The 23,240-nt window shown below is 67.3% G+C and carries 18 protein-coding genes; 10 read left to right on the forward strand and 8 right to left on the reverse strand.

Annotated features, from left to right (window positions below):
- Positions 1 to 64 precede the first annotated feature (64 nt).
- The 6 genes from AC1DW8_RS03335 (at position 65) to AC1DW8_RS03360 (ending at position 5,928) form a co-directional block, all read left to right on the forward strand.
- Positions 65 to 670, forward strand: a complete 606-nt coding sequence (locus tag AC1DW8_RS03335) for a TetR/AcrR family transcriptional regulator (protein WP_478091830.1) — start codon at positions 65 to 67, stop codon at positions 668 to 670.
- 46 nt (positions 671 to 716) lie between these two features.
- Positions 717 to 1,616 carry an NAD-dependent epimerase/dehydratase family protein gene (locus AC1DW8_RS03340; protein WP_478091832.1) on the forward strand — a complete coding sequence of 300 codons (900 nt, stop codon included), beginning with the start codon at positions 717 to 719 and terminating at the stop codon, positions 1,614 to 1,616.
- Positions 1,613 to 2,671 carry a zinc-dependent alcohol dehydrogenase family protein gene (locus AC1DW8_RS03345; protein WP_478091834.1) on the forward strand — a complete coding sequence of 353 codons (1,059 nt, stop codon included), beginning with the start codon at positions 1,613 to 1,615 and terminating at the stop codon, positions 2,669 to 2,671. The genes AC1DW8_RS03340 and AC1DW8_RS03345 overlap by 4 nt, the downstream gene beginning before the upstream one ends.
- Before the next feature lie 4 nt (positions 2,672 to 2,675).
- On the forward strand, positions 2,676 to 3,398 hold the full coding sequence (locus tag AC1DW8_RS03350) for a DUF72 domain-containing protein (protein ID WP_478091838.1): 723 nt from the start codon (positions 2,676 to 2,678) through the stop codon (positions 3,396 to 3,398).
- Between the two features lie 200 nt (positions 3,399 to 3,598).
- Positions 3,599 to 5,179, forward strand: a complete 1,581-nt coding sequence (locus AC1DW8_RS03355; protein ID WP_478091840.1) for a CYTH and CHAD domain-containing protein — start codon at positions 3,599 to 3,601, stop codon at positions 5,177 to 5,179.
- A 335-nt stretch (positions 5,180 to 5,514) separates the two neighbouring features.
- The gene (locus tag AC1DW8_RS03360; protein WP_478091842.1) at positions 5,515 to 5,928 is read left to right on the forward strand and encodes a VOC family protein; all 414 of its coding nucleotides are present in this window, start codon (positions 5,515 to 5,517) and stop codon (positions 5,926 to 5,928) included.
- Positions 5,929 to 6,086: 158 nt separating this feature from the next.
- Here AC1DW8_RS03360 and AC1DW8_RS03365 read toward each other — a convergent pair whose 3' ends face one another.
- Positions 6,087 to 6,290 (reverse strand): hypothetical protein, encoded by a 204-nt coding sequence (locus tag AC1DW8_RS03365; protein ID WP_478091845.1) that lies wholly within the window; start codon positions 6,288 to 6,290, stop codon positions 6,087 to 6,089.
- A gap of 221 nt (positions 6,291 to 6,511) precedes the next feature.
- Here AC1DW8_RS03365 and AC1DW8_RS03370 point away from each other — a divergent pair, with 221 nt between their 5' ends.
- Positions 6,512 to 8,494 carry a potassium transporter Kup gene (locus tag AC1DW8_RS03370; protein ID WP_478091847.1) on the forward strand — a complete coding sequence of 661 codons (1,983 nt, stop codon included), beginning with the start codon at positions 6,512 to 6,514 and terminating at the stop codon, positions 8,492 to 8,494.
- A gap of 274 nt (positions 8,495 to 8,768) precedes the next feature.
- Here AC1DW8_RS03370 and AC1DW8_RS03375 read toward each other — a convergent pair whose 3' ends face one another.
- From AC1DW8_RS03375 to AC1DW8_RS03385, 3 genes are all read right to left on the reverse strand, one after another.
- Complete coding sequence (locus AC1DW8_RS03375) at positions 8,769 to 9,095, reverse strand: hypothetical protein (RefSeq protein WP_056773404.1); 327 nt, start codon at positions 9,093 to 9,095, stop codon at positions 8,769 to 8,771.
- A gap of 726 nt (positions 9,096 to 9,821) precedes the next feature.
- A complete protein-coding gene (locus AC1DW8_RS03380) occupies positions 9,822 to 11,546 on the reverse strand; it encodes a ribonuclease J (RefSeq protein ID WP_478091851.1) in 1,725 nt (574 codons plus the stop codon).
- Between the two features lie 519 nt (positions 11,547 to 12,065).
- On the reverse strand, positions 12,066 to 14,942 hold the full coding sequence (locus AC1DW8_RS03385) for an ATP-binding protein (protein ID WP_478091853.1): 2,877 nt from the start codon (positions 14,940 to 14,942) through the stop codon (positions 12,066 to 12,068).
- Between the two features lie 420 nt (positions 14,943 to 15,362).
- On the opposite strand from AC1DW8_RS03385, the gene AC1DW8_RS03390 reads away from it, so the two are divergent.
- The gene (locus AC1DW8_RS03390; RefSeq protein ID WP_478091855.1) at positions 15,363 to 15,776 is read left to right on the forward strand and encodes a hypothetical protein; all 414 of its coding nucleotides are present in this window, start codon (positions 15,363 to 15,365) and stop codon (positions 15,774 to 15,776) included.
- A 970-nt stretch (positions 15,777 to 16,746) separates the two neighbouring features.
- A complete protein-coding gene (locus AC1DW8_RS03395) occupies positions 16,747 to 17,334 on the forward strand; it encodes a matrixin family metalloprotease (RefSeq protein ID WP_478091858.1) in 588 nt (195 codons plus the stop codon).
- A 129-nt stretch (positions 17,335 to 17,463) separates the two neighbouring features.
- Here AC1DW8_RS03395 and AC1DW8_RS03400 read toward each other — a convergent pair whose 3' ends face one another.
- The 3 genes from AC1DW8_RS03400 to AC1DW8_RS03410 form a co-directional block, all read right to left on the reverse strand.
- Positions 17,464 to 17,856 carry a nuclear transport factor 2 family protein gene (locus tag AC1DW8_RS03400; protein ID WP_478091860.1) on the reverse strand — a complete coding sequence of 131 codons (393 nt, stop codon included), beginning with the start codon at positions 17,854 to 17,856 and terminating at the stop codon, positions 17,464 to 17,466.
- 526 nt (positions 17,857 to 18,382) lie between these two features.
- The gene (locus AC1DW8_RS03405) at positions 18,383 to 19,081 is read right to left on the reverse strand and encodes a hypothetical protein (protein WP_056773411.1); all 699 of its coding nucleotides are present in this window, start codon (positions 19,079 to 19,081) and stop codon (positions 18,383 to 18,385) included.
- A 162-nt stretch (positions 19,082 to 19,243) separates the two neighbouring features.
- Entirely contained in the window at positions 19,244 to 19,951 is a 708-nt protein-coding gene (locus tag AC1DW8_RS03410; RefSeq protein ID WP_478091862.1) for a lysostaphin resistance A-like protein, read from the reverse strand.
- A 511-nt stretch (positions 19,952 to 20,462) separates the two neighbouring features.
- Between AC1DW8_RS03410 and AC1DW8_RS03415 the strand changes: the two genes are divergently transcribed.
- Positions 20,463 to 21,640 (forward strand): IS3 family transposase gene (locus tag AC1DW8_RS03415; RefSeq protein WP_478092583.1). Its coding sequence is split into 2 segments (ribosomal slippage): positions 20,463 to 20,747 and positions 20,750 to 21,640, totalling 1,176 coding nucleotides; the frame shifts between segments, so codons are not numbered across the junction.
- 267 nt (positions 21,641 to 21,907) lie between these two features.
- On the opposite strand, the gene AC1DW8_RS03420 is transcribed toward AC1DW8_RS03415, so the two are convergent.
- Positions 21,908 to 23,173, reverse strand: a complete 1,266-nt coding sequence (locus AC1DW8_RS03420; RefSeq protein ID WP_478091866.1) for a hypothetical protein — start codon at positions 23,171 to 23,173, stop codon at positions 21,908 to 21,910.
- Positions 23,174 to 23,240: the final 67 nt, after the last annotated feature.

The raw sequence follows: 23,240 nt of genomic DNA on the forward strand, positions 1-23,240 counted from the left end.
TGCTCCTTGGGTGAGTTGATCTTAGTGAGACTGACATGAATATATTGAGGTTAGCATTGCTCGCATGAAAGATGGGGCGGCTCGTGCGTACCGGATGACGGCCCGGGCGGAGGCGGCCGAGCGGACCGGCCAGCGGATCATCGACGCGATGCTCGGCCTCTACGCCGACGTCCCGTACGACCGCATCCGGCTCGAGGACGTCGCCGCCGCGGCCGAGGTCACGGTGCAGACGGTGATCCGGCGCTTCGGCACGAAGCACGGGCTCTTGGCCGCCACGGTCGAGCGTGAGCTCTCGCGGCTCGCGGCCGACCGCGCGGCCGCAGTGGAGGAGAGCCCCGACGGCACGCTGCACTCGCTGGTCCGCTACTACGAGAACCACGGCGCCCTCATCCTCAAGCTCTACGCCGAGGCGGGGCAGGCGCCCGGTGTGCCGGAGCTCGCCGCCCGCAGCCGCGGCTACCACGTGAGCTGGTGCCGCGAGGCCTTCGCCGAGCACCTCGAAGGCGTCCACGACAAGGCGACTCGCACCCGACGACTGGCCCAGATCATCGCCATCTGTGACGCGACGACGTGGCGGATCCTCCGGTTCGACGGTGGACTCTCGGCCAGGCAGACCGAGGAAGCGCTCCGCGAGATGCTGCTCCCCTTGCTGCTGTCACGTGCTGCGTGACCGGCGCTCCCAAACGGTGTTCCGGCATCGGTGATTGGATCGGGGCATGCGCATCTTCTTCACCGGCGGCAGCGGCAAGGCCGGCAAGCACGTCTCGACGTTCCTCGCCGAGCAGGGGCACCAGGTCACGAACGCCGACCTCGTGCCGCTGCGGCATACGGCCGTCGATGACCTCCGCGTCGACCTGACCGACGCCGGCGAGGTCTACTCGGCGCTCGCGGGACTGGCGCGCTTCGACGAGCTGGACCTGCCGGCCAAGCCGGCCTACGACGCCGTCGTGCACTTCGCCGCAGTGCCGGCGATCCTGCTCACGTCGGAGGCGAAGACGTACGCGACGAACGTGCTCAGCACGTACAACGTGCTCGAGGCCGCGACGCGGCTCGGCGTGCGCAAGGTGATCTTCGCGTCGTCGGAGACGACGTACGGCGTCTGCTTCGCGCAGGGCGAGCGGCGGCCGCTCTACGTGCCGGTCGACGAGGAGCACCCGACGGTGCCGGAGGACTCCTACGCGATGTCGAAGGTCGCCAACGAGGTGACGGCGCGCTCCTTCCAGGCCCGCACCGGCTTCGACATCTACGGCCTGCGCATCAACAACGTCATCGAGCCGCACGAGTACGCCGAGATGTTCCCGCCGTTCCTCGAGGACCCGGCGCTGCGGCGGCGCAACATCTTCGCCTACATCGACACCCGCGACCTCGGCCAGATGGTGCAGCGATGCCTCGAGGTCGATGGGCTGGGCTATGAGGTCTTCAACGTCGCCAACGCCGACATGTCCGTCGCCGCGACGACCGACGAGGTGCGCGAGCGCTTCTACGACGGAGTGGAGCTGCGGCGGCCGATGGGGCGCAACGAGACCTTCTACTCCATCGACAAGGCGCGCGACCTGCTCGGCTACTCGCCGCAGCACTCGTGGCGCGACGTCCTGACGGACCCGCACGCGTCGTGAAGGCCGTCGTCTACGACGACTGCGGGCGTATGCCGGAGCTGCGGGACGTGCCGCCGCCCAAGTGCCCGGATGGCGGGGTCGTCATCGCGGTCAAGGCAACGGGCGTATGCCGTTCGGACTGGCACGCGTGGATGGGGCACGACCCCGTGTCGTTGCCGCACATCCCCGGCCACGAGCTGGCCGGTGTCGTGGCGTCGGTCGGGGTTGGTGTGCGCGACTGGGTGGTCGGCGACCGGGTGACGGTGCCCTTCGTGTGTGGGTGTGGTGTGTGCTCGTGGTGCCTCGCTGGTGAGGCGCATGTGTGTCCGGACCAGACGCAGCCGGGTTTCACGGGGCCTGGGTCCTTTGCTGAGCTCGTGGCGATCCATGGGGCCGACACCAACCTCGTGCGGTTGCCGGACTCGGTCGACTTCGTGACGGCCGCGTCGCTGGGGTGTCGTTTCGCGACGGCGTTCCGGGCTCTGACGACGCACGGTCGTCTTGAGTCTGGTCAGTGGCTGGCGGTGCACGGGTGTGGCGGAGTCGGTCTGTCGGCGGTGATGATCGCGGTGGCTCTTGGTGCCCAGGTCGTCGCTGTCGACGTGAATCCTGCTGCGCTGGAACGCGCCTCGTCGTTGGGCGCTGCTGCGGTTGTCGACGGCGAGGCTGTTGAGGACGGGGCTTCGGCGATCCGGGCGGTAACGGGAGGCGGCGCGCATGTCTCCATCGACGCCTTTGGCTCGCCCGAACTGGCGGTCGCCTCGGTGCGTAGCCTGCGTCGGCGTGGACGACACGTGCAGGCCGGACTGCTGCTCGGCCCGAACTCGACCCCGCCGCTCCCGATGGACCTCGTCATCCCCCAGGAGCTGGAGATCTACGGCTCCCATGGCATGCCTGCCCGCGACTACCCCGCGATGCTCGCCCTGATCGAGGCCGGCACGCTGCGCCCCGCCGACCTCGTGGGCCACGTCATCGGACTCGAGGAAGCCGGCACAGCTCTCGCCGCCATGGACCGCCCCTCGAGGGTGGGGATGACAGTCGTGAGCCTTGAGTCGTCCTCGCCCGGGAAGACGTAGGCGCGTGGACGTCCGGGTCGGCCTGTGCGGTTGGACGGTCTCGCAGGCGTCGTACGTGCGGCGCTTCCCCGTCGTCGAGGTGCAGAACACGTTCTACGACCCGCCGGCGGACGCCGTGCTCACGCGCTGGCGGACCCAAGTACCGGACGACTTCGAGTTCACGATGAAGGCGTGGCAGATCGTCACCCACGAGTCCAACAGCCCGACCTACCGCCGATTGAAACAGCCTCTGCCGGACAGCTCCCACGGCCAGGTGGGAGGGTTCCGGACCACGCCTGAGGTCCTTGCGGGTTGGGAGCGGACTCTCGAGTGCGCCCGCCTGCTGCGGGCCACCGCTGTCTTGCTCCAGTGCCCGAAGAGCTTCCGCCCGACGGCGGAGAACGTCCAGCGCCTGCGTGGCTTCCTCTCGAAGGTGGAGCGGCCGGCCGGTCGGCTGCTGTGGGAGCCCCGCGGCGAGTGGCCCACGTCGCTGCTCAGGGAGCTGTGTGCCGAGCTGGACTTGGTGCATGTAGTCGACCCGATGCAGACCGAGACGGTGACACCGGAGCAGACCTACTACCGCCTGCACGGCACGACGGGATCGCGGCACGTACACACGGATGACGAGCTGTGTCGCTTGCTAGACCTGGTCGACGGCCGCCCACGGCCATACGTCATGTTCAACAACCTGCCCCGCACCGGCGACGCAGAACGTTTCCTCGACCTGCTCTCTGGCGAAGGTGCGTGAAAGCGCGATCTAGAGATGCTGACGCCGATTCGCGGCGAAGGACGCAACGCTTTGTGCGGTCGAAGTGCCCGGTTACCGGACGCTTGCGGATGCCACCCGAAATAGCCGTCGGGGGGCGGCTCGACGCTGGGATCTGCCCAGTCGAGTGCAGTGCGCACGGAGGGTTGGCCGAGCCCGGCACCCACCGTGAGAGGTCAACCGTGGCATCCCGGCTCCCGGCCGCCGCTGGCTGCGCGAAGATGATGGACATGAGCCCTACTCGGCATGACGAGGTTGAGCGCAAATATGACGTCGACCCGACGATGGTGTTGCCGAACCTGGCCGATGCCGAGGGCGTGGGCTCGGTCCGTCCGCCGGAGGAGTTCCGGTTGGACGCGGTGTACTTCGACACGGCGGGTCTGGATCTGGCCCGTCGAGGAGTGACCCTGCGACGACGACGCAGCGGCGGCGCCGACGCCGGCTGGCACCTCAAGCTGCCCGTCAGCGGGGACACCCGCACCGAGCTGCAGGTTCCACTCGGGCAGGGAGAGGAGACGGTGCCCGCCTCGTTGCTCACGCACGTGCGGGCCATCGTGCGGGACCGTCTGCTTGGTGCCGTCGCATCGGTGAGCACGAACCGTCGTGAGTATGTGTTGTGTGGCTCTGACGGCGCCGTCCTTGCCCGGGTCTGCGACGACCATGTGCGGGCGCAGAGATTGGACGACCGGAGCCCGGAGCAGTCGTGGCGGGAATGGGAGGTCGAGCTCGACGGTGCGTCCCCGACATTGCTGGACGCCGTGGAGGCGCACCTCGTGGCTGCGGGAGCCTCACCGGCGCGGGTGTCCTCGAAGTTCGCCCGCACCGTCGGTGAGCTCGCATCGGCTCTCCCGGCTCCGCCCTCGAAGGACGACCTGGCCGGAGGCACGGTAGGGCAGCTTTTCGTCGCGCTTCTGACGGAACAGACGGCCAAGCTGCAACTGCGGGACGCTGGCGTGCGGGCCGGGCAGGCCGGGTCGATCCATCGCATGCGGATTGCCGCGCGCCGGCTCCGGTCCGCGCTGACCAGCTTCGCCCCGATGCTCGAGCGTGCCGCGACCGATCCGGTCCGAGCGGAGCTGCGCTGGCTCGGTGAGTCCCTCGGGCAAGCCCGCGACGCGCAGGTCCTGCGTGAGCACCTGACGGGGGTGCTCGGACAGGAGCCCCCAGAGCTGGTCGTCGGCTCCGTCGCCGCGCGGATCGACGACGAGTTGAGCGCGGCATACAAGGCCGGACGCGAACGTGCCCTAGAGGCCCTCGAGAGCGAACGGTACCTTCGGATGCTCGACGCCCTCGACGACCTGGTCGGGGCTGCGCCGCTGAGCCCGGACGCCGACGCGGCCGCGGAGGAGGGCGTACGCCGGCTGCTGCGCCGCGACGTCAAACGGCTGGATCGGGAGGTTCGTGCGATCACGTCTGCGCCGGATCCCGAGGCCCGCGACGTCGCCTTTCACGAGGCGCGGAAGAAGGCCAAGCGGCTGCGCTACGCCGCTGAGGCCGCCACACCTGTCGTCGGCAAGCGAGCCCGCTCCCTGGCAGCCTCCGCCAAGAAGGTCCAGGAGGCCCTCGGGGTCCGTCAGGACTCGGTCGTCGCCCGTCAACGGCTACGTGAGTACGGGATGCAGGCCCACCTCGACGGCGACAACGCCTTCACCTTCGGCCGCCTGCATGCCCTGGAGCAGGCCCGCGCCGACCGAGCCACCGCTGACTTCGCCACCGCCTGGTCGACGTTCCACAAGAGGCAGATACCCCGCTGGGTGGGCTAAGGACATCGGCCGGTTCGAGTTCCAGGCTGGGGAGTGCTGCCCGCCTCCAGCGGCCGGACTGGCGTGCCTCTCCTGGCCCAGATGCTCGGTGATCTGTATCCCGCGGGACGCCGGCGATGCTCGTGCTCGTCTCGTTGACCACCCGAGTGTCGGCGTCAGGGATCTGGGGGAGACGTCTACGTCACGACGGCTCCCGGGGTGACGGATCGGCTCAGGGGGCCACGCGGCGCGTGTAGTAACCCGACGGTGCGACCATTCAGCTTCGACCGTTCCGGAAGTAGACCGTCCTCTTTGCTGGGTACCTTGAAGGCAAAGCTCATGAGAGGACCAGAAGGATGAAGATCATCAGGCAGGTCACGGTCTTTGATGCGGCCGACATTGACGCCGAAAGCGCATTCTGGGCTGGCCTCGTGGGCGGGCACGTCTTCGGAGACAAGCAGTTCCACTGCGTCATCGACGAGGCCGGCAACTGGCGAATCGGCATTCAGCACGCCCCGAACCACGTCCCACCGCAATGGCCCGACGGATCCCCCCAGCAGATGCACCTCGACCTGCACGTGGAGGAGCCAATTCAGGCTCATGAGCGAGCCATGGCGCTCGGAGCAAGCCTGCTCATGAAGGCTCCTGACCTCACGAGCGAAGAGGGACACCAGGTCTACGCCGACCCCGCGGGTCACCCGTTCTGCATCGGATGGGGTCACCCCTCGCAAGAGGTAATCGCGGCCTTCGTCGCCCAGAAACACGAGTGATCGAAGCTGAGCGGAGCTGCCGCTCACGGGAGGTCGCCTCGCGGCGGAGTGACGCAGATGGTGCAGCCGCTTTGCGTCGAGTGCACTCGGTGCTCGGCGGCGAACAATGCCTCGCGAAGGTCATCTGTACTGAGGTCGCCCCTGTTGTCGGTGGCGATTCAGAAGATGCCCCCGCCTCCTCCGGCGCCCCAGGGAATGAAGTGGAAGGATGTGTTCTCGCCCGAGCTTCGGTCTGGATGTACCGAGGCGTCGAAGTGGTTGCGACCGCAGAGAACGCAGACCCGTTCGCGCATGCCCGCGACGGTGGTGGGCTGCCAGCGGTGGCGGCCGATAGTGCATCTCAAGCTCTTCTTCGTGTTCATGAGTTGAGAGTGCGCCGGGGGCTCGGGGATGTCTGTGCGCTGCGCGACATACAGGGCTAATCCCGGACTCGTGCCATGGGAGATGCGCCTGACAGGCGGCGAAAAGACGCACGCTGCTCCGTGCCCGTGCCGACGAGTGCAGACATCTGGTGAGGTCCGTGATCTAGCGGATCTGCCGGACTCGTCGGACGGGCCGTCGGCACCCGTGCCACGATGACGGTGTGACGTCCGCGGGCGAAGCGACACCGCCGGCCGCGCGGCAACCAGAATCCGCGGGACCGGATGCGGCGCGCCCCAGCGGCATCCACGGCCACCATCACAGCAGCGGCAGGACGTTTCCGCTGGCGCTTGGCGCCCTGGGCATCGTCTTCGGTGACATCGGCACGAGCCCGCTCTATGCGATGCAGACAGTCTTCAGCATCGAGCACAACACGGTGCGGGCCACCCGGGGTGATGTTCTCGGCGTGATCTCCATGGTCCTGTGGTCGATCACCCTCGTCGTGTCGATGAAGTACGTGTCACTCGCCATGCGGGCCGACAACGACGGGGAGGGCGGCATCCTCGCGCTCGTCGCGCTCCTGCGCCGCCACCTGCAAGGCACTCGTCGGCTCGCAGCGGTCATGGCGATGGGCCTGCTCGGCGCCGCCCTGTTCTACGGGGACGCGGTGATCACGCCCGCCATCTCGGTCCTGTCGGCGATCGAGGGACTCGAGGTCGCCAACCCCACCCTGGTAGACCTCGTGCTGCCGATTGCCCTCGTCGTGCTCTCCGGGCTGTTCGTCATCCAGCGTTGGGGCACGGGCGTCGTGGGCAAGGCCTTCGGTCCGGTGATGGTCCTCTGGTTCACGGTGCTTGCCATGCTCGGCCTGCCTCACATCGTCGCGAACCCCCTGATCCTCCAGGCCATCTCGCCGACGTACGCGTTCATGTTCGTCGCTCAGCACCCGTTCATCGCGTTCGTCGCGATGGGCGGGGTGGTGCTGACCATCACCGGCGCCGAGGCGCTCTATGCCGACATGGGTCACTTCGGCGCCCGCTCGATCCGCCTCTCCTGGTACGTCGTCGTCTTCCCCGCGCTCGCCGTCAACTACCTGGGGCAGGGTGCGATGATCCTCGCCGACCCGTCCGTCGTGTCGAACCCCTTCTTCCTGTTGGCCCCGTCGTGGGCCGCCCTGCCCCTCGTGCTGCTCGCCACGGTGGCCACCGTCATCGCCTCGCAGGCAGTCATCTCGGGCGCCTTCTCGGTGTCCCGGCAGGCCGTGCGACTGGGGATGCTGCCCCGGCTCGCCGTGCGGCACACCTCCCGTGAGGAGGGCGGCCAGATCTACGTGCCCGTCATCAATTGGATCCTCTTCGTCGGCGTGCTCGTGCTGACCGCGGCGTTCCGGAGCTCGAGCCGGCTCGCGGCGGCCTACGGGCTCGCGGTCACGGGCACCCTGCTCCTGACGAGCGCACTCTTCCTGCTGCTCGCGAGGTACGTGTGGCAGGTCCAGACGTGGAAACTCGTCGTGTACATCGTGCTCGTCGTCGCCGTCGAGCTGACCTTCCTCGGCGCCAACCTCACGAAGATCGTCAACGGCGGCTGGCTACCGCTCGTCATCGCGGCCCTGGTGGTCGCGATCATGACGACGTTCAGGCGCGGGACCGATGCGCTGCATGCCGAGGAACGAGACCTCGAGGGCCCGCTCCAGCTCTTCCTCAAGGTAGTTCGCGACCACCCCGAGCTCGTCCGGCGCGTTCCCGGGGTGGCCGTCTTCCCGCACCCCAATGCGACGACGACGCCGCTCGCTCTGCGGGCCAACGCCGACTTCAACCACGTCGTCCACGAACAGGTCATCCTCGTACAGATCGTCAACGAGAACGTGCCCCACATCCGCCACGTAGACCGCGTCGAGGTCGACGACCTGGGCGACGCCACCGACGGGTTCGTGCACGTCAAGGTTCACGTGGGCTTCACCGACAGCCAAGACATCCCCAAGGGACTGGCACTGGCCGTCGGAACATCGCGTGCGCTCGACGTCGACCTCGATCAGGCCCACTACTTCCTCTCGGTGCTGACCGTCCAGGCGACGGGCCACCGTGGGCTACGGACGTGGCGCAAGCGCCTCTACGCCTGGATGTACCACAACGCCGCGAACCGGACGGAGGTCTTCCACCTGCCACCCGAGCGCACCATCGTCATGGGCGCCCACATCGAGCTCTAACCAGAAGGTGGTTCGGGACACGGCGAGGTGGATGACCCCGCGTTGTCCCCGCATCCGCGCCGGGGTTCTGGTCCCGCGGCAGGGGCCGTATCGCGCCTTCTGGGGCTGCAGCACCTTTCCAACGTGCCGACACACCAGCCAGCAGGCCGAACACGCGTATCAGTGTGTGCCCCGCTAGCGGCGAACTGACGCAGACGGGTAGTCCTAGCGACCGCCCCCTCGCGAAGGTCGCGGTTTACCCGGTGAGGGGCGACCGCGCCAGCAGCGGCGCCTCTCAGACAGTCTGAGTCGTGGGCTGGGGTTGTACGTCTGTCTTTTCTACGAGCTGTTCGACGACTTCCTCAGCCAGGTTCTCGTGGCGGGCCGCTTGGGCTTCCTCGTGCTGCTTCACCTCGACACGAGCGGCCTGCCACGCGGACCAGTGGCCCGAGACGAGAGCCCACAACGACAGCGCTGACACGTACACCACGGAGTTGACCCAGTGCGTCACCAGCGACACCGGGATCATCACGAGCCAGAAGATGGTGAACCAGCCGTTGACCCGGCGCATGAAGACCGGGTCGCCCTGAACGCTGGCCCAGAGGGACTTGATGACCGTCACCGAATGCCTCCACTTCGCAAGGGCTGCGCGGCCGCAGCGAGCAGAGATTAGGGCTAGATGCTGAGAGTCCGCTACATGTCCGTCTGGGAAGTCCGTCGCGTCTTGTTCGACCTGCAGAATGAGGTGCGGCCCGGCACGCGGCGATGGGACGCAGCCGCCTCGGCATTCACGGACCTTCTAGACGGGACCCGCCCCCGGGTCGAGCGGGCGATGTCGCGTCCCCCGGTTGAACCATGGCTTGGCGCTGCGCGTCGTGATGTGTGGGGCCGACCCCGAAAAGGTTGGCGCCCGATGGGGAGGGGTGGTCCGGGTGCTGACCAAGCGATGGATGATCGCAGGACTTGTGGCAGTCGCTGTCGTGCTGGTCGTTCTCGTGATCGTCTACGGCGGTGCCGGTGGCGGTGGTGGTGGGGAGAGCGGCTACTAAGCCGCCGCACGAACTCGCTCACGGCGTCAGCCCAGGATCGATACGGTCCTCGGTGCCTATGGAGCCCGACGTGTGGACGATCGCGTCGGTATGACGCCGGCCTCCGGCGCACCGCCCACTGTGTCTGTCCGGTGGCCCCTGGGTTCAGGATCGGGTGACCAGTGCAGCGTCTCTAGCGCGGATGGCTGGTTGGGGCAGTGGGTGACGTCGGACATGCTAGGTCTCGTGAGGGCGGGTCCGCAGCCAAGATCGTCATCCAACCCTCGGGAGGGTGTTGCTCGCGGCGGGCCGGCCGAGGCTCAGGCGTCGACGATGACTGGGATGATCAGGGGGCTGCGGCGGGTTTGTCGGTAGGCCCAGTTGGACATTGCCTGGCGGACGAGTTCCTCGATCTGCTCGATGTCCTCGATGTTTTCCTTGGTGGCGGTGGTGAGTGCCTTCTGGATGGCGGGTGTGGCCTTGGCGAAGTCGCCTGGGGCGTGTTCGAATCCGTGCGCGAGGTAGTCGGGCTCCTCGGTGAGTTTGCCGGTGTCGGGATCGACGATGCAGACGACTGTGATGACTCCTTCCTCGGCCAAGGTGCGGCGCACGTGGAGCGACTCCTCGGTTGCTCCACCGACGGTCATGGCGTCGACGTAGACGAGCCCGGCAACGACGGTGCCGGTGATCCTCGCCTGGCCATCGACGAGGTCGATGACGGCACCGTCGTGGGCGATGAGGGCGCGTTTGGGGTCGACGCCTGTCCGGATGGCGATGTCGGCGTTGGCCCGCAGGTGACGCCACTCACCGTGCACGGGCAGCACGCTGGAGGGTTGGACGATGTTGTAGCAGTAGGCGAGCTCGCCGGCGCTGGCGTGGCCGGAGACGTGCACCTTGGCGTTGCCCTTGTGCACGACGTTCGCGCCCCAGCGGATCAGTTCGTTGATGACGCGGTAGATGGCGTTCTCGTTGCCGGGGATGAGGGAGCTGGCGAGCAGCACGGTGTCGCCCTCGGTGACGCGGATGGGGTGGTCGCGGTTGGCCATCCGGGACAGGGCGGCGAGCGGCTCACCCTGCGATCCCGTGCAGATCAGCGCGATTTGGTTCGCCGGGCGGCGCTCGAGCTGCTTGAGGTCGACGACCAAGCCCTGCGGGATGTCCAGGTAGCCGAGGTCCGCGGCGATGCCCATGTTGCGCACCATCGACCGGCCGACAAAGGCCACCTTCCGTCCGTGGTCGCGGGCCGCATCGAGCACCTGCTGGATGCGGTGCACGTGGCTGGCGAAACTCGACACGATGACCCGACCTGGCGTCGTCCGAAACACGGTCTCGATCGCGGGGGAGAGCTCGCCCTCTGACACCGTGAAGCCGGGGACCTCCGCGTTCGTCGAGTCGACGAGAAAGAGGTCGACGCCTTCCTGACCGAGGCGAGCGAACGCACGCAGGTCGGTGACCCGACCGTCGAGCGGGAACTGGTCCATCTTGAAGTCGCCCGTGTGCAGGACGAGACCCGCCGCGGTGCGGATCGCGACGGCCAGCCCGTCGGGGATCGAATGGTTGACGGCGATGAACTCGCAGTCGAAGGGACCGAAGGTGCGCCGGTCATCCTCGCTGACCTTGACGGTGACGGGGGTGATGCCGTGCTCCTTGAGCTTCGCCTCGAGGAAGGCGAGCGTGAGACGCGAGCCCACGACCGGAATGTCCGCCCGCTCGCGCAGCAGGTAGGGCACGCCGCCGATGTGGTCCTCATGGCCGTGCGTGAGCACGATCGCGTCCACCTTGTCGAGACGGTCCCGGAGCCAGGAGAAGTCCGGCAGGATCACGTCGACACCTGGCTGGTGCTCCTCAGGGAACAGGACGCCGCAGTCGACGATGAGCAGCCGCCCGGCGTGCTCGAAGACCGTCATGTTACGGCCGATCTCACCCAAGCCCCCCAGGGGAACGATCCGAAGGCCGTCGCGCGGCAGCCCGGGAAGATCCTGGGACCGCCGAGAGGCGCGTCCCCGCCCGCGGGTCTGAGGTCTGCGACCGCCGCCGGCGCTCATAGCCCACGCCTCGAACGGTCGAAAACCGGCGAGTCAGCCGAACTGGACGGGGCCGGGTTCGGGCTTGTCCGGTCGGTTCTGGGACTCCGCTGCGCTGCCATGGTGATCCTTGTCGTGCTGAGCATGGGACTGAGTCTCTCAGCACCTGCCCCACCGTCGCCGCCTGGGCGTACGCGGCGTTGGTCATTTGACGTTGTTTCTCCCGCCGGGTCGTCGGCTGGAGAGTAGCCGCGTCGCCGGGTGGCCGTGCCTGAAACACCTCGGTGCGAACGCCCCCCATGGACGCATCCGGTAACTCGACGCGTCCTGCAGGCGGCGAAGCCGTTCAAATTGATCTTCGGCGGTTGCGCACCAGCAGATCGTCCTGCAAACGGACGAGGGCAGTTGGGTCAAGTACCGAGTGCCCCGCGCTACCACTGCTGGCTGTCGAGGGACCCAGTGCGTCGACGCCGAACTCGTCTACGAACCTGCGGAAGTACCGGTGACAGTGCTGCTTGATTCTCTCCGAACCTTTGGTTCTCAGTCCTCTGCCGCAGGCAGACGATGATTTGCGGAGCGGGCGATCGCCGCTGCTTCTCCGCGGTTGGCCACCCCGAGCTTGGCCAGGATGTGGCTGACGTGCAGCGCCGCCGTCTTCTCGCTGATGAACAAGGTTCGGGCTATGGCGCGGTTCGTCGCTCCCTTCGTGAGCAGGCCCAGAACGTCCTGTTCACGCGGGGTGAGACGGTCTCTCGGGCCGGGGGCTTCGTCCGCGCCAGGAAGGGGCACTCGATGTCGTCGCGCCTTCGCAGCGGCTGTGGCAGCGAACCAGCGGGCACCCATCGAGTTCGCCGAGCGCCAGAGCGCGATGAGGTGCGCCTTACCGGCGTCACGTTCGCCGTGGGCCAGCTCCTCGCGGGCCCGCTCGAGCTGCGGGCGAAGGGCGAAGAAGGCGCCGAAGACGGAAGCGAGGTCCACTGCCCGTGACCACGCATCGACAGCTGGGCGCCCGTCTAGACGGCACGCATATGCTTCAGCCACGGCGAGGTGCACACCGTAAAGCGATCGGGCCCAGTCTTCGGTGAGCCCGCGCCGGGCCGCAGCAACCGCCTCCTGTGCGGCTTCCTGCAGCCCTTCAGGCGGTGCGTGCCCGACCAGGGCCGCAGTCCCAAGCGCCTGTATGGCACACCGGGCTCGCATCGCAGCCTCGACGGGAGACTCCGTCTCTGCCCGGGCCAGGAGGATCTGGGCGCTTTCGATCCCACGCCCCACGTCTTCCAACTGATCATAGAGCTCGACTCGTCGCAGGGTGTCCCAGCAGGCGTACGTTTGCGGTGCGTAGTCCGCTTCGATCGTGCGCTGCTCGATCTCCAGTGCCGAGTGCAGGTCTCCTTGGGCGATCAGCAGGTCCACCTGTGCCCAGCGACGTCGGTGTTCGGGGTAGCCCATTCGGCTGAGGTCGCTGAGGCGTCGTTCTGCCTTGGCGAGGCGTCCCCGCCAAATGAGCGCTTTCAGGTCTTGCTCTCCGTTAAACGTGGCGATCCGCGTGAGACCCTCTGCTTGGGCGCCTGCCTCGCCTTGCTTGGCCACGATCGCGGCCCGCACGAGCTGGCCACTGCACATCAGGTCCCACGCCACCTCCGCTGTTGCATCGAGGGCGTCACCGGGCGCGCCTGCCCGGCCGGCAAGCAAAACCACAGCCTGATGAGCGTTCAGCGCTTCCGGGAGCCTTCCCAACTGGTGGAGAGCGTCGGCCGCCTCCCGACGAGCTTTGTACTCTGCCGTCGGCGATTTCACACGCTGAGCTACGTCCGCCGCCGTGGCTGCCGCGGCAAGGGCGAACTCGTACTCGTGGCGACGCCTGTGGTTGTACGCCTTCGCCCGCCACGCCTCGGCCAGCTCGTGGCTTGGTCGGGCCGATAGCAGGGCGATGGCCCGGTCGCTCGCCGTCACCGGGTCGACCAGCCCGGCGACGCCGGGCCCATGCGCCGCCAGAATACGAAGGACCCGGCCTTCCACCATCGGGTCGGTCCCTTGACCGAGACACATCACAGCATGCCGCAGCAACCGCTCGACACGCTCGTACTGATTGGAGTCGAAGAGCGACTCCGCTGCCCACGCGGCTGCCTCCGCATCGGAGAAACCTACGAGCGCGTCGGCGTTCGGCACTCGAGACCACAGCTCAAGCGCCGACTCGAAGTGGTCTGCCGCCTCCGGGGCCCCGTGCTGCTGGGCGGCATGGCCCGCCCTCACGTGTGCCACCAAGGCGGTCGCTTCCTCGTCGGCGGCAGTCGCGTGCACGGCCAGAGCCGCGTTTGCCTGCCACCGCGCGGCCGCCGAGCCCGCCTCGGCACGTTCCCGCAGGATGCCGACGTAGGCACGGTGCAGCGCGACGCGTTCGCTGGGCAGCAGGTCTTCCTCCACCGCATCGCGCAGCAGCGCGTGCCGGAACTCGAACCGCTCACCGTGCCGCGTGAACACCCCAGCCGCGAGGGCTTCGTGGACGAGCGCCTCGAAGACCGCCGAGTCCAGGCCCGACCCGTCGTTCAGCAGATCGATGTCGATCACGGCCGGGCCCACGGACGCCAGACGCACCAGCGCCGCACACGAAGGCGAGAGCCTCATGACGTGCCGAACCAGCAGGTCGTGCAGCGAAGCCGGAACCGCCTCGCGGACCGCCTTCATGATCTCTTCCGCATAAAGGGGAACACCCCCCGACCGCTTGAAGAGGTCCGCCAACCCGACCTGGCCGAGAGGCCGACCGAGTCGCCGCTCGGCCAACAGGGCCACCCCGGACTCATCGAGAGGGGCCAGGTCGAGGCGTACCGCACCAGGCGAGCGCCCAAGCTCATAAAGCGCTGACCGGCCGGGGTGATCCTCGACAAGGTCGTCGGCTCGCGCGGTGACCACGAGGAGCACGGCTGACCGGCTGGTGCGGACCAGCGCCAGTGCGTAGTCGCGGGTTGAGGGGTCGGACCAGTGCAGGTCCTCGATGGCCATGACCAGCCCCCGATCTGCGGCGAGCGCCGAGGTGCTACCCAGGAGACGTTCGAGCGTCTGTCCGCGAATCACGACATCGTCGGGAATCCATCTTGCTGCCTTCGGAGCCGAGCCGGTCTCCGTGGCCCGCGCGGCGACCACTTGGCGAAGCGCCTCAGCCACCGGGGCGAAGGGCGCACCGCTCCCCAGATCAAGGCAGTGCCCCTCGCCGGTCGACAGACCCAGACCCGCCGCCGCGGCCAAGATGGCCCGCACCATCGTCGTCTTGCCGACACCCGCGTCCCCGACGATGAGCAGGGCGCGTGCCTGCGGCAGCCCCGCCGAAAGGGCGCTGACCGCGAGGTGATGGAGGAGCGCCTCGGCCGCGGCGAGTTCCGACTCACGTCCGACCGGCGACTCGGTCCCAGTTGCGATCATTCGCATCCCTCCGGGCGACCGCGCTGCTGCGTGGTCTCCAGCGTAGGGCGCACGACGGCGCCCGGCCCCCGATAAAGCACTGAGTCCAGCAATCCATGCTGCACATCAGGATCACGTGATCTCACTTAGGAGTCAGGTGTCCGCCCTCGCTCAGGTCCTGGGTCTGTCGCTCTGCGGCCGCGGAAGAGCCATCCCGTACGTGGCATTCCATCCGGTAGCCGCTGGCGTCGACCCTGAGCGGGCAGCGCGTGACATCACCACATGTCGGGGTGTTGCCCCAACGTTGGGTGGGCAGGTGGGCATTGAGGCTAGGTAGTCGCGGACTCGAGGACTGGTAGCACGCCCGATGTGGAGGCGATTGCACGGCCGGATCGTGGAGGTCGTCGGCACATCGTCGGCAGCACAAGTCCAGGAGATGTCATGAACCTTCACACCACCGCTATCGCCAGTCGGTCCTGCCTCCGCAACCGTCCGGCTCGCCGCGTCGCCGCCACGTTCGGTGCGTCAGCAGCACTGTCTCTTACCCTCATCGGCCCGGCCTTCTCGTCGCAGCCGCACGACCCCCCGCCATCGCCCGGGTCCGCCCGGTGCGAGAACTACCTGGGCGCGGGCACGCTCGGGTCCTGCACCGAGTCCTCCACTGTCCGTGGCGCCGGTGCCGCCTCGAGCAACTCGGCCGAACTGAAGATCCCGGCTCCGGCCGACGTGCCGAAGTTCGTTGTCAACTCTGGCCAACCGACGAACGTCCCAGCGATCGGGATCGGCATGGCCGCGGCGGTCGTCGTCGCGGGTGGTCTCTTGATGGCATCGGTAAGCCGCCGGCGCACCGCTTGAAAGCGCCGACTCGTGCCGGCGCTGGCGGCACACGCACTACGTGCGGCGCCAGGTCCGGCATGTAGGCCGACCACAGCTCGTCGCGATGAGCTCCTCGATAGGCCGACGGACTGAGACAAACACGTGCGTCGGCTCAATGATAGGGAGCCAGGACAGAACGGTCCTCGCGCGCTAATGCGACGGTATGGGCGTGACAGACGAAGCTCGTGTCTCTGCCTTCTAGGGCACGGGATCTGGTGCCCGCTGGCAATCGCTGGGCGGCGGAGTGGGTCGGGTCTATGAGGTGCGCGGCTACGGACGAGTGCTTGTTGCTCGGTCGGTGAGTAGGACGCGCGCTCATTTGGTATTCGTCACTTATGACCGTTTCGCAGCGGTCGTTGCCGAGGCCGCTGATACTCATCACTCGGGCAATCAGTGGCGGGTTTCGGGGGGCGTCATGCAGGAACGCGTGGAGATGGTCTACGTAGGTCGCGCGGTTCGGTGCGCGTGTGGGGAAGATCTGCGCCCCGGCGAACGCGCCGGGCAGCTCGGAGGTCGATCTGAGCTGCTGTGTCTGTGGTGCCTCGCCGACCTACAAGCGGGACGCCAGCGACCTCGCACACGACGCATCGAGACACCGTGGCCCGCGCCGGCTGTCCCGCACCCACCGACCCGTCGCGGAAGACGCCGTCGTGCGTCCAAAAGTCGACTCCGCGGCTCTACCGCCGTACCCCTGGTGATCGCTCTGCTCGTTGTAGCGGCCGCCCTGTATTTTCACCCGGCCCTTGTCGGGAAGCTGGGAAGCAGGGCAGTTGCGGGTGGGGTGCCCAACCCCAAAGGCGACGTGCCCAGCTGGGTCAACGGCGCGTCCCTGACCGGTCGGAGTCCTTCGGATACCCGGGACCTGTGGCCCCCGGCGCCGGCGGACGCACGGACTCAGCCGCTCAGTACGCCTGGTCCGCGCCTGTCGTCGTCCGCCGACTACGTCTTCATGAAGACCATCCCCGAGCTCGGGGGCCGGCCTGTCTCGTGGGACCCGTGCCGTCCAATCCATCTGGTTTTCAACCATGCCGCGGCGCCTCCTGGGGCCGACGAGCTGATTCGCGAAGCGGCCGGCTCCGCTAGCGCGGCGACGGGACTGCAGTTCGTGATCGAGGGTGCGACGACGGAGACGCCGACCGCCCGACGGGCGCCGGTTGAGAAGTCGCGCTACGGGGACCGGTGGTCGCCCGTCCTCGTGGCGTGGACCGATCCCTCAGTGGTTCCCGGGTTGCAAGGCCGTGTGGCCGGGCTTGCCGGACCCGCCGGGGCGCCGTACTACACACCTTCGCAGCAGCACTGGGTCAGTGGCACCGTCAATCTCGACGGACCCCAGTTCCGTGAAGTTCTGAAGCGACCTGACGGTTGGACTGCCGCCCGCGCGATCGTCATGCACGAGTTCGGCCACCTGGCCGGCCTGAGTCACGTGCCCGCGCGAGACCAACTCATGTACGAGGACAACATTGGCCAAAGCGACCTCGGTCCTGGTGACCGAGAAGGCCTCAGGCAGCTCGGCCGGGGTTCGTGCTTCACGAGCTAGGCGCAGCAGCGAAGACGTAAGCCGATTGTGGTCCTGGAGGGAGTGTGTCCACTGAGGGGAAGGGGCCGGTCGCGGAAGTTGAGGACGTGCCGCAGACCGGCTCGGGACGCCGACAAGCAAGCGCTCCGACTACTTCCAGAACTCGTCGTTCTTGGCCGTGTCTTCGAAGAACTGACGGGCGTCAGCAACCCGCCCATCGCGGAGCTGGAAGACGATGACCGCGTTCTGCTCCAGCGTGTGCGCGTCGCGGGTGGCCTGGTTCCTGTTCAACGCCACGGTGTGGTTGTCGCCAGCGATGACATCGTCGAGGGTGACGACCAAGGTTCCACCCGACCGCGTCATCAGCTCGCCGAATAGGGACAGGATCTCGTCCCGACCTTCTTTCGTTCCCGACAGGGACCCACTGCCGGGCACGTGCCAGACAGCATCGTCAGTGAAGAGCTCAGTGAGCGTGGCCATGTCACCGGCGCTGAAGGCCGCGTATCCACGTCGGATGACCTCGACATCGTCCGTTTTGCCCATTTCCGATCTCCTTCCGTGCCCGACTGCAACGACCGTTTCGTGAACCAAACAACGTTATCCCCGGCGTTCTAACCGTGTCCCGCGAACAACCGAGCCGCTGCTGCACCCAAGTGGCAAGCACAACCTTCCTGAGCGGCCGTGAGTCTTCCGGGCCGCCGATCGCGGCTGCGTCCGGGGAAGGCGGCCGTCGAGGCCAGTCCGAGCACGACCCCGGTACAGGGGTGGAACGCGGAGGCCCGCCGCGCACGGGGCGAGCGTGCCGGGGATGCCGACGGGAGTGCGTGCAACAAGCAGCGGTGATTGGTGGCCCTCGGCTCTCATCGGCCCATTCGCGAGACTGCGAGGCCCCGGCCACGCGCACAGCGACCTCGTCGAGGGGGCGCTCGCGACCGGATCCGGTCACGCCCCGCCCGCGGCGGATAGACGCGGGTCGGGACATGCAGCGGTGGACAGGACGGAGACGCGAGGGCGGAGCGGACGTCGCGCGACGGTCAATGGCAGAGTCGAGGCAGCAGAGCCTCAGGGATCAAGAATTGGCCATGAATGCGTCGTTGTCCTGGCCACCGGCTAACGACTCAGGCGCTGCGTCGCCGAGGGGCGGAAACTCTCCCCGCAGGTTGAACGAGACGCGGTGCGCCTTCCTGAACTCCCCGCCGATGCGCAGGCCCGCTTGTCGGGCGTTCGAGACCAGGTCGGCGTCGACTCCACTGTCGTGCTCGTAGGTGAAGGTCAGCGCGAACTCACGCATGCCGCCGTGGAGTCTGCCGTCGATGATCCCTCGCCAACCCGGCTGGTCGATCCATAGAAGTGGCGGGAGGGCTCGGGGATGCGATCCGTCACCGCTGGCCTGGTAGATGCCCCGTAGGTGTTCCGAGTCGCTCTTGTTGCCACCGAAGCTCAACACTCCGAAGAGGATCTCGACGTCGGCCTTCGCCTGGTCAGAGATCTTGCCCGAGTAGGACAGATCGATCCTGCTCGCTCCGAGCGCAGTGAGCATGGCGATCGCGTCGTTTGTCTTTTCGACGAGGATCTGCGAGTGGTAGCTCGCCAAAGGGATGAGTCGCTTCCTGCTTACGGGATGGCGGACGTAGACGACGTCAGGCTCCGGGTAGCCCACCTCGAACTCGGACGCCTCGCTGAGAGGCTGCTGCTCGATGTAGAGACGCTCCGAACTGTCCGGCATGTCGATGGGCTTCTCGCCGTAGAACGACACCAGTGCTGCCATGGCGTACCTCCAGATCTCCGCTCATGTCCGGCTGAACCTATAGGGCCTGGACGACACGGATGCCTACTGCCCAGACGACACGCGGCGGAAGGACACGGCCGCTTCGCGGCGGAAGGGCACGGTTGTCTAGCCGCTTGGTCGGCCATGAGGTGAATCATGCGGTCAATGAAGAACGAGCGCGAGTGACGCCGCCACGATGAGCACCGACTGCAGACTGTGCACGATGATGGCCAGCCAGGCACTGGTGTACCGGCGGGCGGGATAGGCCAGCGCCAGACTGTCCAGCAGGATCTTGGGGATGGCCCACGGCATGTGCAGGTGATACGACGCGAACAGGACCCCGTTGGCCAGCCAGTCGGCGCGGCCGAAGACGCCGTGCATCCTTGGCAGCAGGAGCCCGCGGAAGAGCAGCTCCTCTCCGAGAATCGTGTTGAAGACGGCCATCACAACGATCGCCGCGAACCACGGCCAGTTCCCCGACAGGAAGTCGTGCCCCTCTGAGGACCGGAGGAGAACCCCGAGGTCTCGACCGGCCGGGACCGGCAGCGAGGGCAGGAGCTGCTCGATGCCGACGACGAGAATCGCCGGGACCAGCACCCACCACAGCCGTCCACCGATGCGGCCGGTGCCCGGGCTACGGGGCGGGCGCAACCACAGCGCGTCCTTGATGGCGCCCCAGTGAAGGGGGCCGATCTCACGTCGCAGCAGCACCAGGACCACGACGCCTTGCCACATCAGGCCCACCGTCAGACATGCCAGCAGTGCTTTCGGCCAAGCGGCAGGACCACTCAGCCGATCCGCCAACGCCGGGGTGACCAGCCAAGCCAGCACCGCCATCGGCAGTGCCGCCAACGCCCACAGGCCCAGCACCTGGCGCAGGCTGTACTGAGGTGGCGCGGCCCTCGCTGCTGACGGGGACCTGCCGTCAGGCGGGACGGCCATTCGCTTCAACGTTCGGTCGACATCGTGCATGTTCCGCAGAATGCGCCCCGCGGCCACCGCTCCACATCCGGAATGACCCTGACGTCGATCCCGAACCAGCCCTGAGCTGCCACCCAGTCGCCTGTAAACCCGAACTCCCGGGACTTGGGGTTCATCCGGCCTTCGCGCGAGGGGCGCACACCACCCAGATGCGGACCCGGTCCCGCCACCTTGACCGACTTCGCTGCAGCCAGCGCTATCCCTTAAGCCCACCGCGGCGGTCGACTGGCGGCGGTGTGACGCACCTGTCGCCGCCCGCGTGGCCGTGAACACACCGGGCGGAAGTCGGCTCGGGAGGGCCAGGAGCACCACAGCCGCGCCTAATGCGCCTGGGTCTGCTGCACGGATAGGTGACATCTGATCTGCGTCGATGTGTGTCGGCGCTGAAAGGATGTGCACCATGCCCAAGGCGTTTCCCAACGAGTTCCGCGAGGACGTGATCCGGGTCTTCAAGGAGTCGGATGCCTCCGTAGCCCAGGTCGCGAAGGACTTCGGCATCTCGCCGTCGTGTCTCAAGCGGTGGCTGACGATCGATGAGCGACGCTCTGCCAGCGGGTCGGTCCCGGCAAGGACTGCGAGTGAGTCCGAGGCGCTGCGGGAGGCGAACAAGCGGATCAAGCTGCTCGAGCAGGAGAACGAGGTCCTGCGCCGCGCGGCGGCCTATCTTTCACAGGCTCACCTGCCGGGAAAATGATGTACCCGCTCGTCCGCGAGCTGGCCGGCGACGGGATCCCCGTCACGGTGACGTGTCGGGCGCTGAAGATCGGCCGCCAGCCCTACTACCGGTGGCTGGCCAACCCGGTCACCGCCGCCGAGCTGACCGCGGCCTACCGGGCGAACGCGTTGTTCGACGCCCACCATGACGACCCGGAGTTCGGCTACCGGTTCCCCGTCGATGAGGCCCGCGAGGCCGGCGAGGCGATGGCTGAGCGGACCGCGTGGAAGCTGTGCTCGCAGCTGGGCTGGTGGTCCGCGTTCGGCAAGAAGCGCGGGCGCCACGGCAAGACGCCGGGGCCGCCGGTGCACGACGACCTGGTCGAGCGGGACTTCACCGCGCCCGCCCCGAATCGCCTGTGGCTGTCCGACATCACCGAGCACTGGACCGGCGAGGGCAAGCTCTACCTGTGCGCGGTCAAGGACGTGTACTCCAATCGGATCGTGGGCTACAGCATCGACTCACGGATGAAGTCCTCCCTCGCTGTCGCGGCGCTGGACAACGCCGTCGCCCGGCGTCAAGCTGACGGCGCCGATGTGGCCGGGTGTGTCCTGCACACCGATCGCGGGTCGCAGTTCCGGTCCAGGAAACTGGTCCACCAGCTGCACCGTCACGGCATGGTCGGCTCGATGGGTCGGGTCGGCGCGGCTGGTGACAACGCGGCGATGGAGTCGTTCTTCGCGCTGCTGCAGAAGAACGTCCTGAACCGTCGGGCCTGGGCGACCCGCGAGCAGTTGCGGATCGCGATCGTGACGTGGATCGAACGCACCTACCACCGCCGTCGGAGACAGCCTCGTCTCGGCCGGTTGACCCCGATCGAATACGAGTTGATCATGACGACAACCACCACCCAGGTGGCCTAACCGAAACTGTCACCTGTTCGTGCAGCAGACCCGTCCATTTTCAGCCGCCGTTGACACCGGCGCGCCAGTTGAGTCCATAGCGCTGCCGTACGACGTTCGCTGGTCGGCTGGCGGCGAAGAGACGCGGCTGCACTCATCGGGTACGCCCGGAATTAACCACGTCTACCGATTGTGCCTGGGGGCCCCTGGGAGGCCCCCGTGAGTTGCCGTGCGTTGTCGTTGCATTGGGTAAGTGACCAACCGGCGATGCGCTTAACGGTACGGCCTTCAGTCGGACTCGAACTTCACGTGGTTGCGGAGGCGCCACAGATCCCAGGAGCCATCGCTGCCGAGGATGTCGTCCTTTTCCGTCGGGTCGTCAAGCCAGGCGTTGCGCGTGTCGGCACCGAGCCTGCTGGCCGCCTCTAGGGTCTGGGCCGTGGCTTGAAGCAGTTGACTCCGGACATCCATCATGGCCCGCCACACACGTACTACGGTGCGCATTCGATCCAACGCATTGGGCCACGGATCGCCGGTGGTCGCCTCCCGCACAGTTCCATCCCCCATCACGACCGCATGCGCAGTCGGGGACGACACCACGTACCGCAGCCGCTCCGATTGAACCGTGAGCACTAGCAGCGCCCTCGTGAGGGGGGCGGGATCGAAGTCCCGGGCGCCGGCTACCGCATTGCCCATATTCAGGAGACGGCTGGCAACTATCGCAAGCCGGTCGGCCACCGAAGCGTCGGGGAATGAGGCCAATGCCTCGACCGCGGTGTCGGTGAGGCGCTCCCGCACCTCGCCCGGAACCGATTCATGGCGCTCCGGCACAAGCCACACACGATCATCTGCATTCCTCGAGTAGTCCGCCCCCATGATCCGAACTACATGCGCGATCTGCTCCTCTTCCTGATGCACTCGTAGCACGGTCAACACCATCTTGAGTTGGATGTTGGCCAAGGCCATCGGGCCAGTCCACTGGCTTCGCTCATCGTCCTTCAGCGACTGCGCCAGCGCTTGGAACATTGCCGCCAGCTCCTCGGGCCCACTGTCGGCGCCGAGGGCAGGGTGGGTGGGTGGCAGACGTCGTACATCCCAGCGCAGCGTCTCAGAGGGGATTACGGCAGTTAGTGCCCCTGTCGACGCCACGGCCTCGTAGAGCAGAGCCGCTCCGATGGCAGCCTCATGGCGCAGGGCGTCCTGAGTCGCTCGCGCGTGCGGATACTTGTCTCGCAGCCACCGCTGGTCCTCGCGACGTTCCACTTCGTCGGCGGCCGCTCTTGCGACCCAAAACTTGATCGGATCAAACAACAACGCTGCCACCACGACGGCAGCGAACCCCCCGGCAACCACCGTCACAGGTGCTTCGAGCACACGCCATAGCGAGGCTGGCTGTGCCTTCATCCACACCGCTACTAGAACAAGGCCGAGCCACCCGAGTGAGGCCAGAAGGACCCACACGACTCTCCGGTTCATGAATCCCCACCCTTCCTTCGGAGCCTCTTCCAGGAGCCCGTGATGCCCAGGAAGCGCGACGCCAGAGGTGAACACCATGAGCAGCGTTCTCGAAGCACAATGACCGCCACGCCGTGCACAATGAGCGTCGCGCCAGAGTTCAACA

The sequence above is a fragment of the Terrabacter sp. P2_E3 genome (assembly GCF_056403915.1).

Bases quoted from the DNA above. Each gene is read 5' to 3' on its own strand.
- AC1DW8_RS03335 (WP_478091830.1), top strand. From the start codon at position 65: ATGAAAGATGGGGCGGCTCGTGCGTACCGGATGACGGCCCGGGCGGAG.
- AC1DW8_RS03340 (WP_478091832.1), top strand. From the start codon at position 717: ATGCGCATCTTCTTCACCGGCGGCAGCGGCAAGGCCGGCAAGCACGTC.
- AC1DW8_RS03360 (WP_478091842.1), top strand. From the start codon at position 5,515: ATGAAGATCATCAGGCAGGTCACGGTCTTTGATGCGGCCGACATTGAC.
- AC1DW8_RS03365 (WP_478091845.1), bottom strand. From the start codon at position 6,290: ATGAACACGAAGAAGAGCTTGAGATGCACTATCGGCCGCCACCGCTGG.
- AC1DW8_RS03380 (WP_478091851.1), bottom strand. From the start codon at position 11,546: ATGAGCGCCGGCGGCGGTCGCAGACCTCAGACCCGCGGGCGGGGACGC.
- AC1DW8_RS03385 (WP_478091853.1), bottom strand. From the start codon at position 14,942: ATGATCGCAACTGGGACCGAGTCGCCGGTCGGACGTGAGTCGGAACTC.
- AC1DW8_RS03390 (WP_478091855.1), top strand. From the start codon at position 15,363: ATGAACCTTCACACCACCGCTATCGCCAGTCGGTCCTGCCTCCGCAAC.
- AC1DW8_RS03395 (WP_478091858.1), top strand. From the start codon at position 16,747: ATGAAGACCATCCCCGAGCTCGGGGGCCGGCCTGTCTCGTGGGACCCG.
- AC1DW8_RS03400 (WP_478091860.1), bottom strand. From the start codon at position 17,856: ATGGGCAAAACGGACGATGTCGAGGTCATCCGACGTGGATACGCGGCC.
- AC1DW8_RS03405 (WP_056773411.1), bottom strand. From the start codon at position 19,081: ATGGCAGCACTGGTGTCGTTCTACGGCGAGAAGCCCATCGACATGCCG.
- AC1DW8_RS03420 (WP_478091866.1), bottom strand. From the start codon at position 23,173: ATGGTGTTCACCTCTGGCGTCGCGCTTCCTGGGCATCACGGGCTCCTG.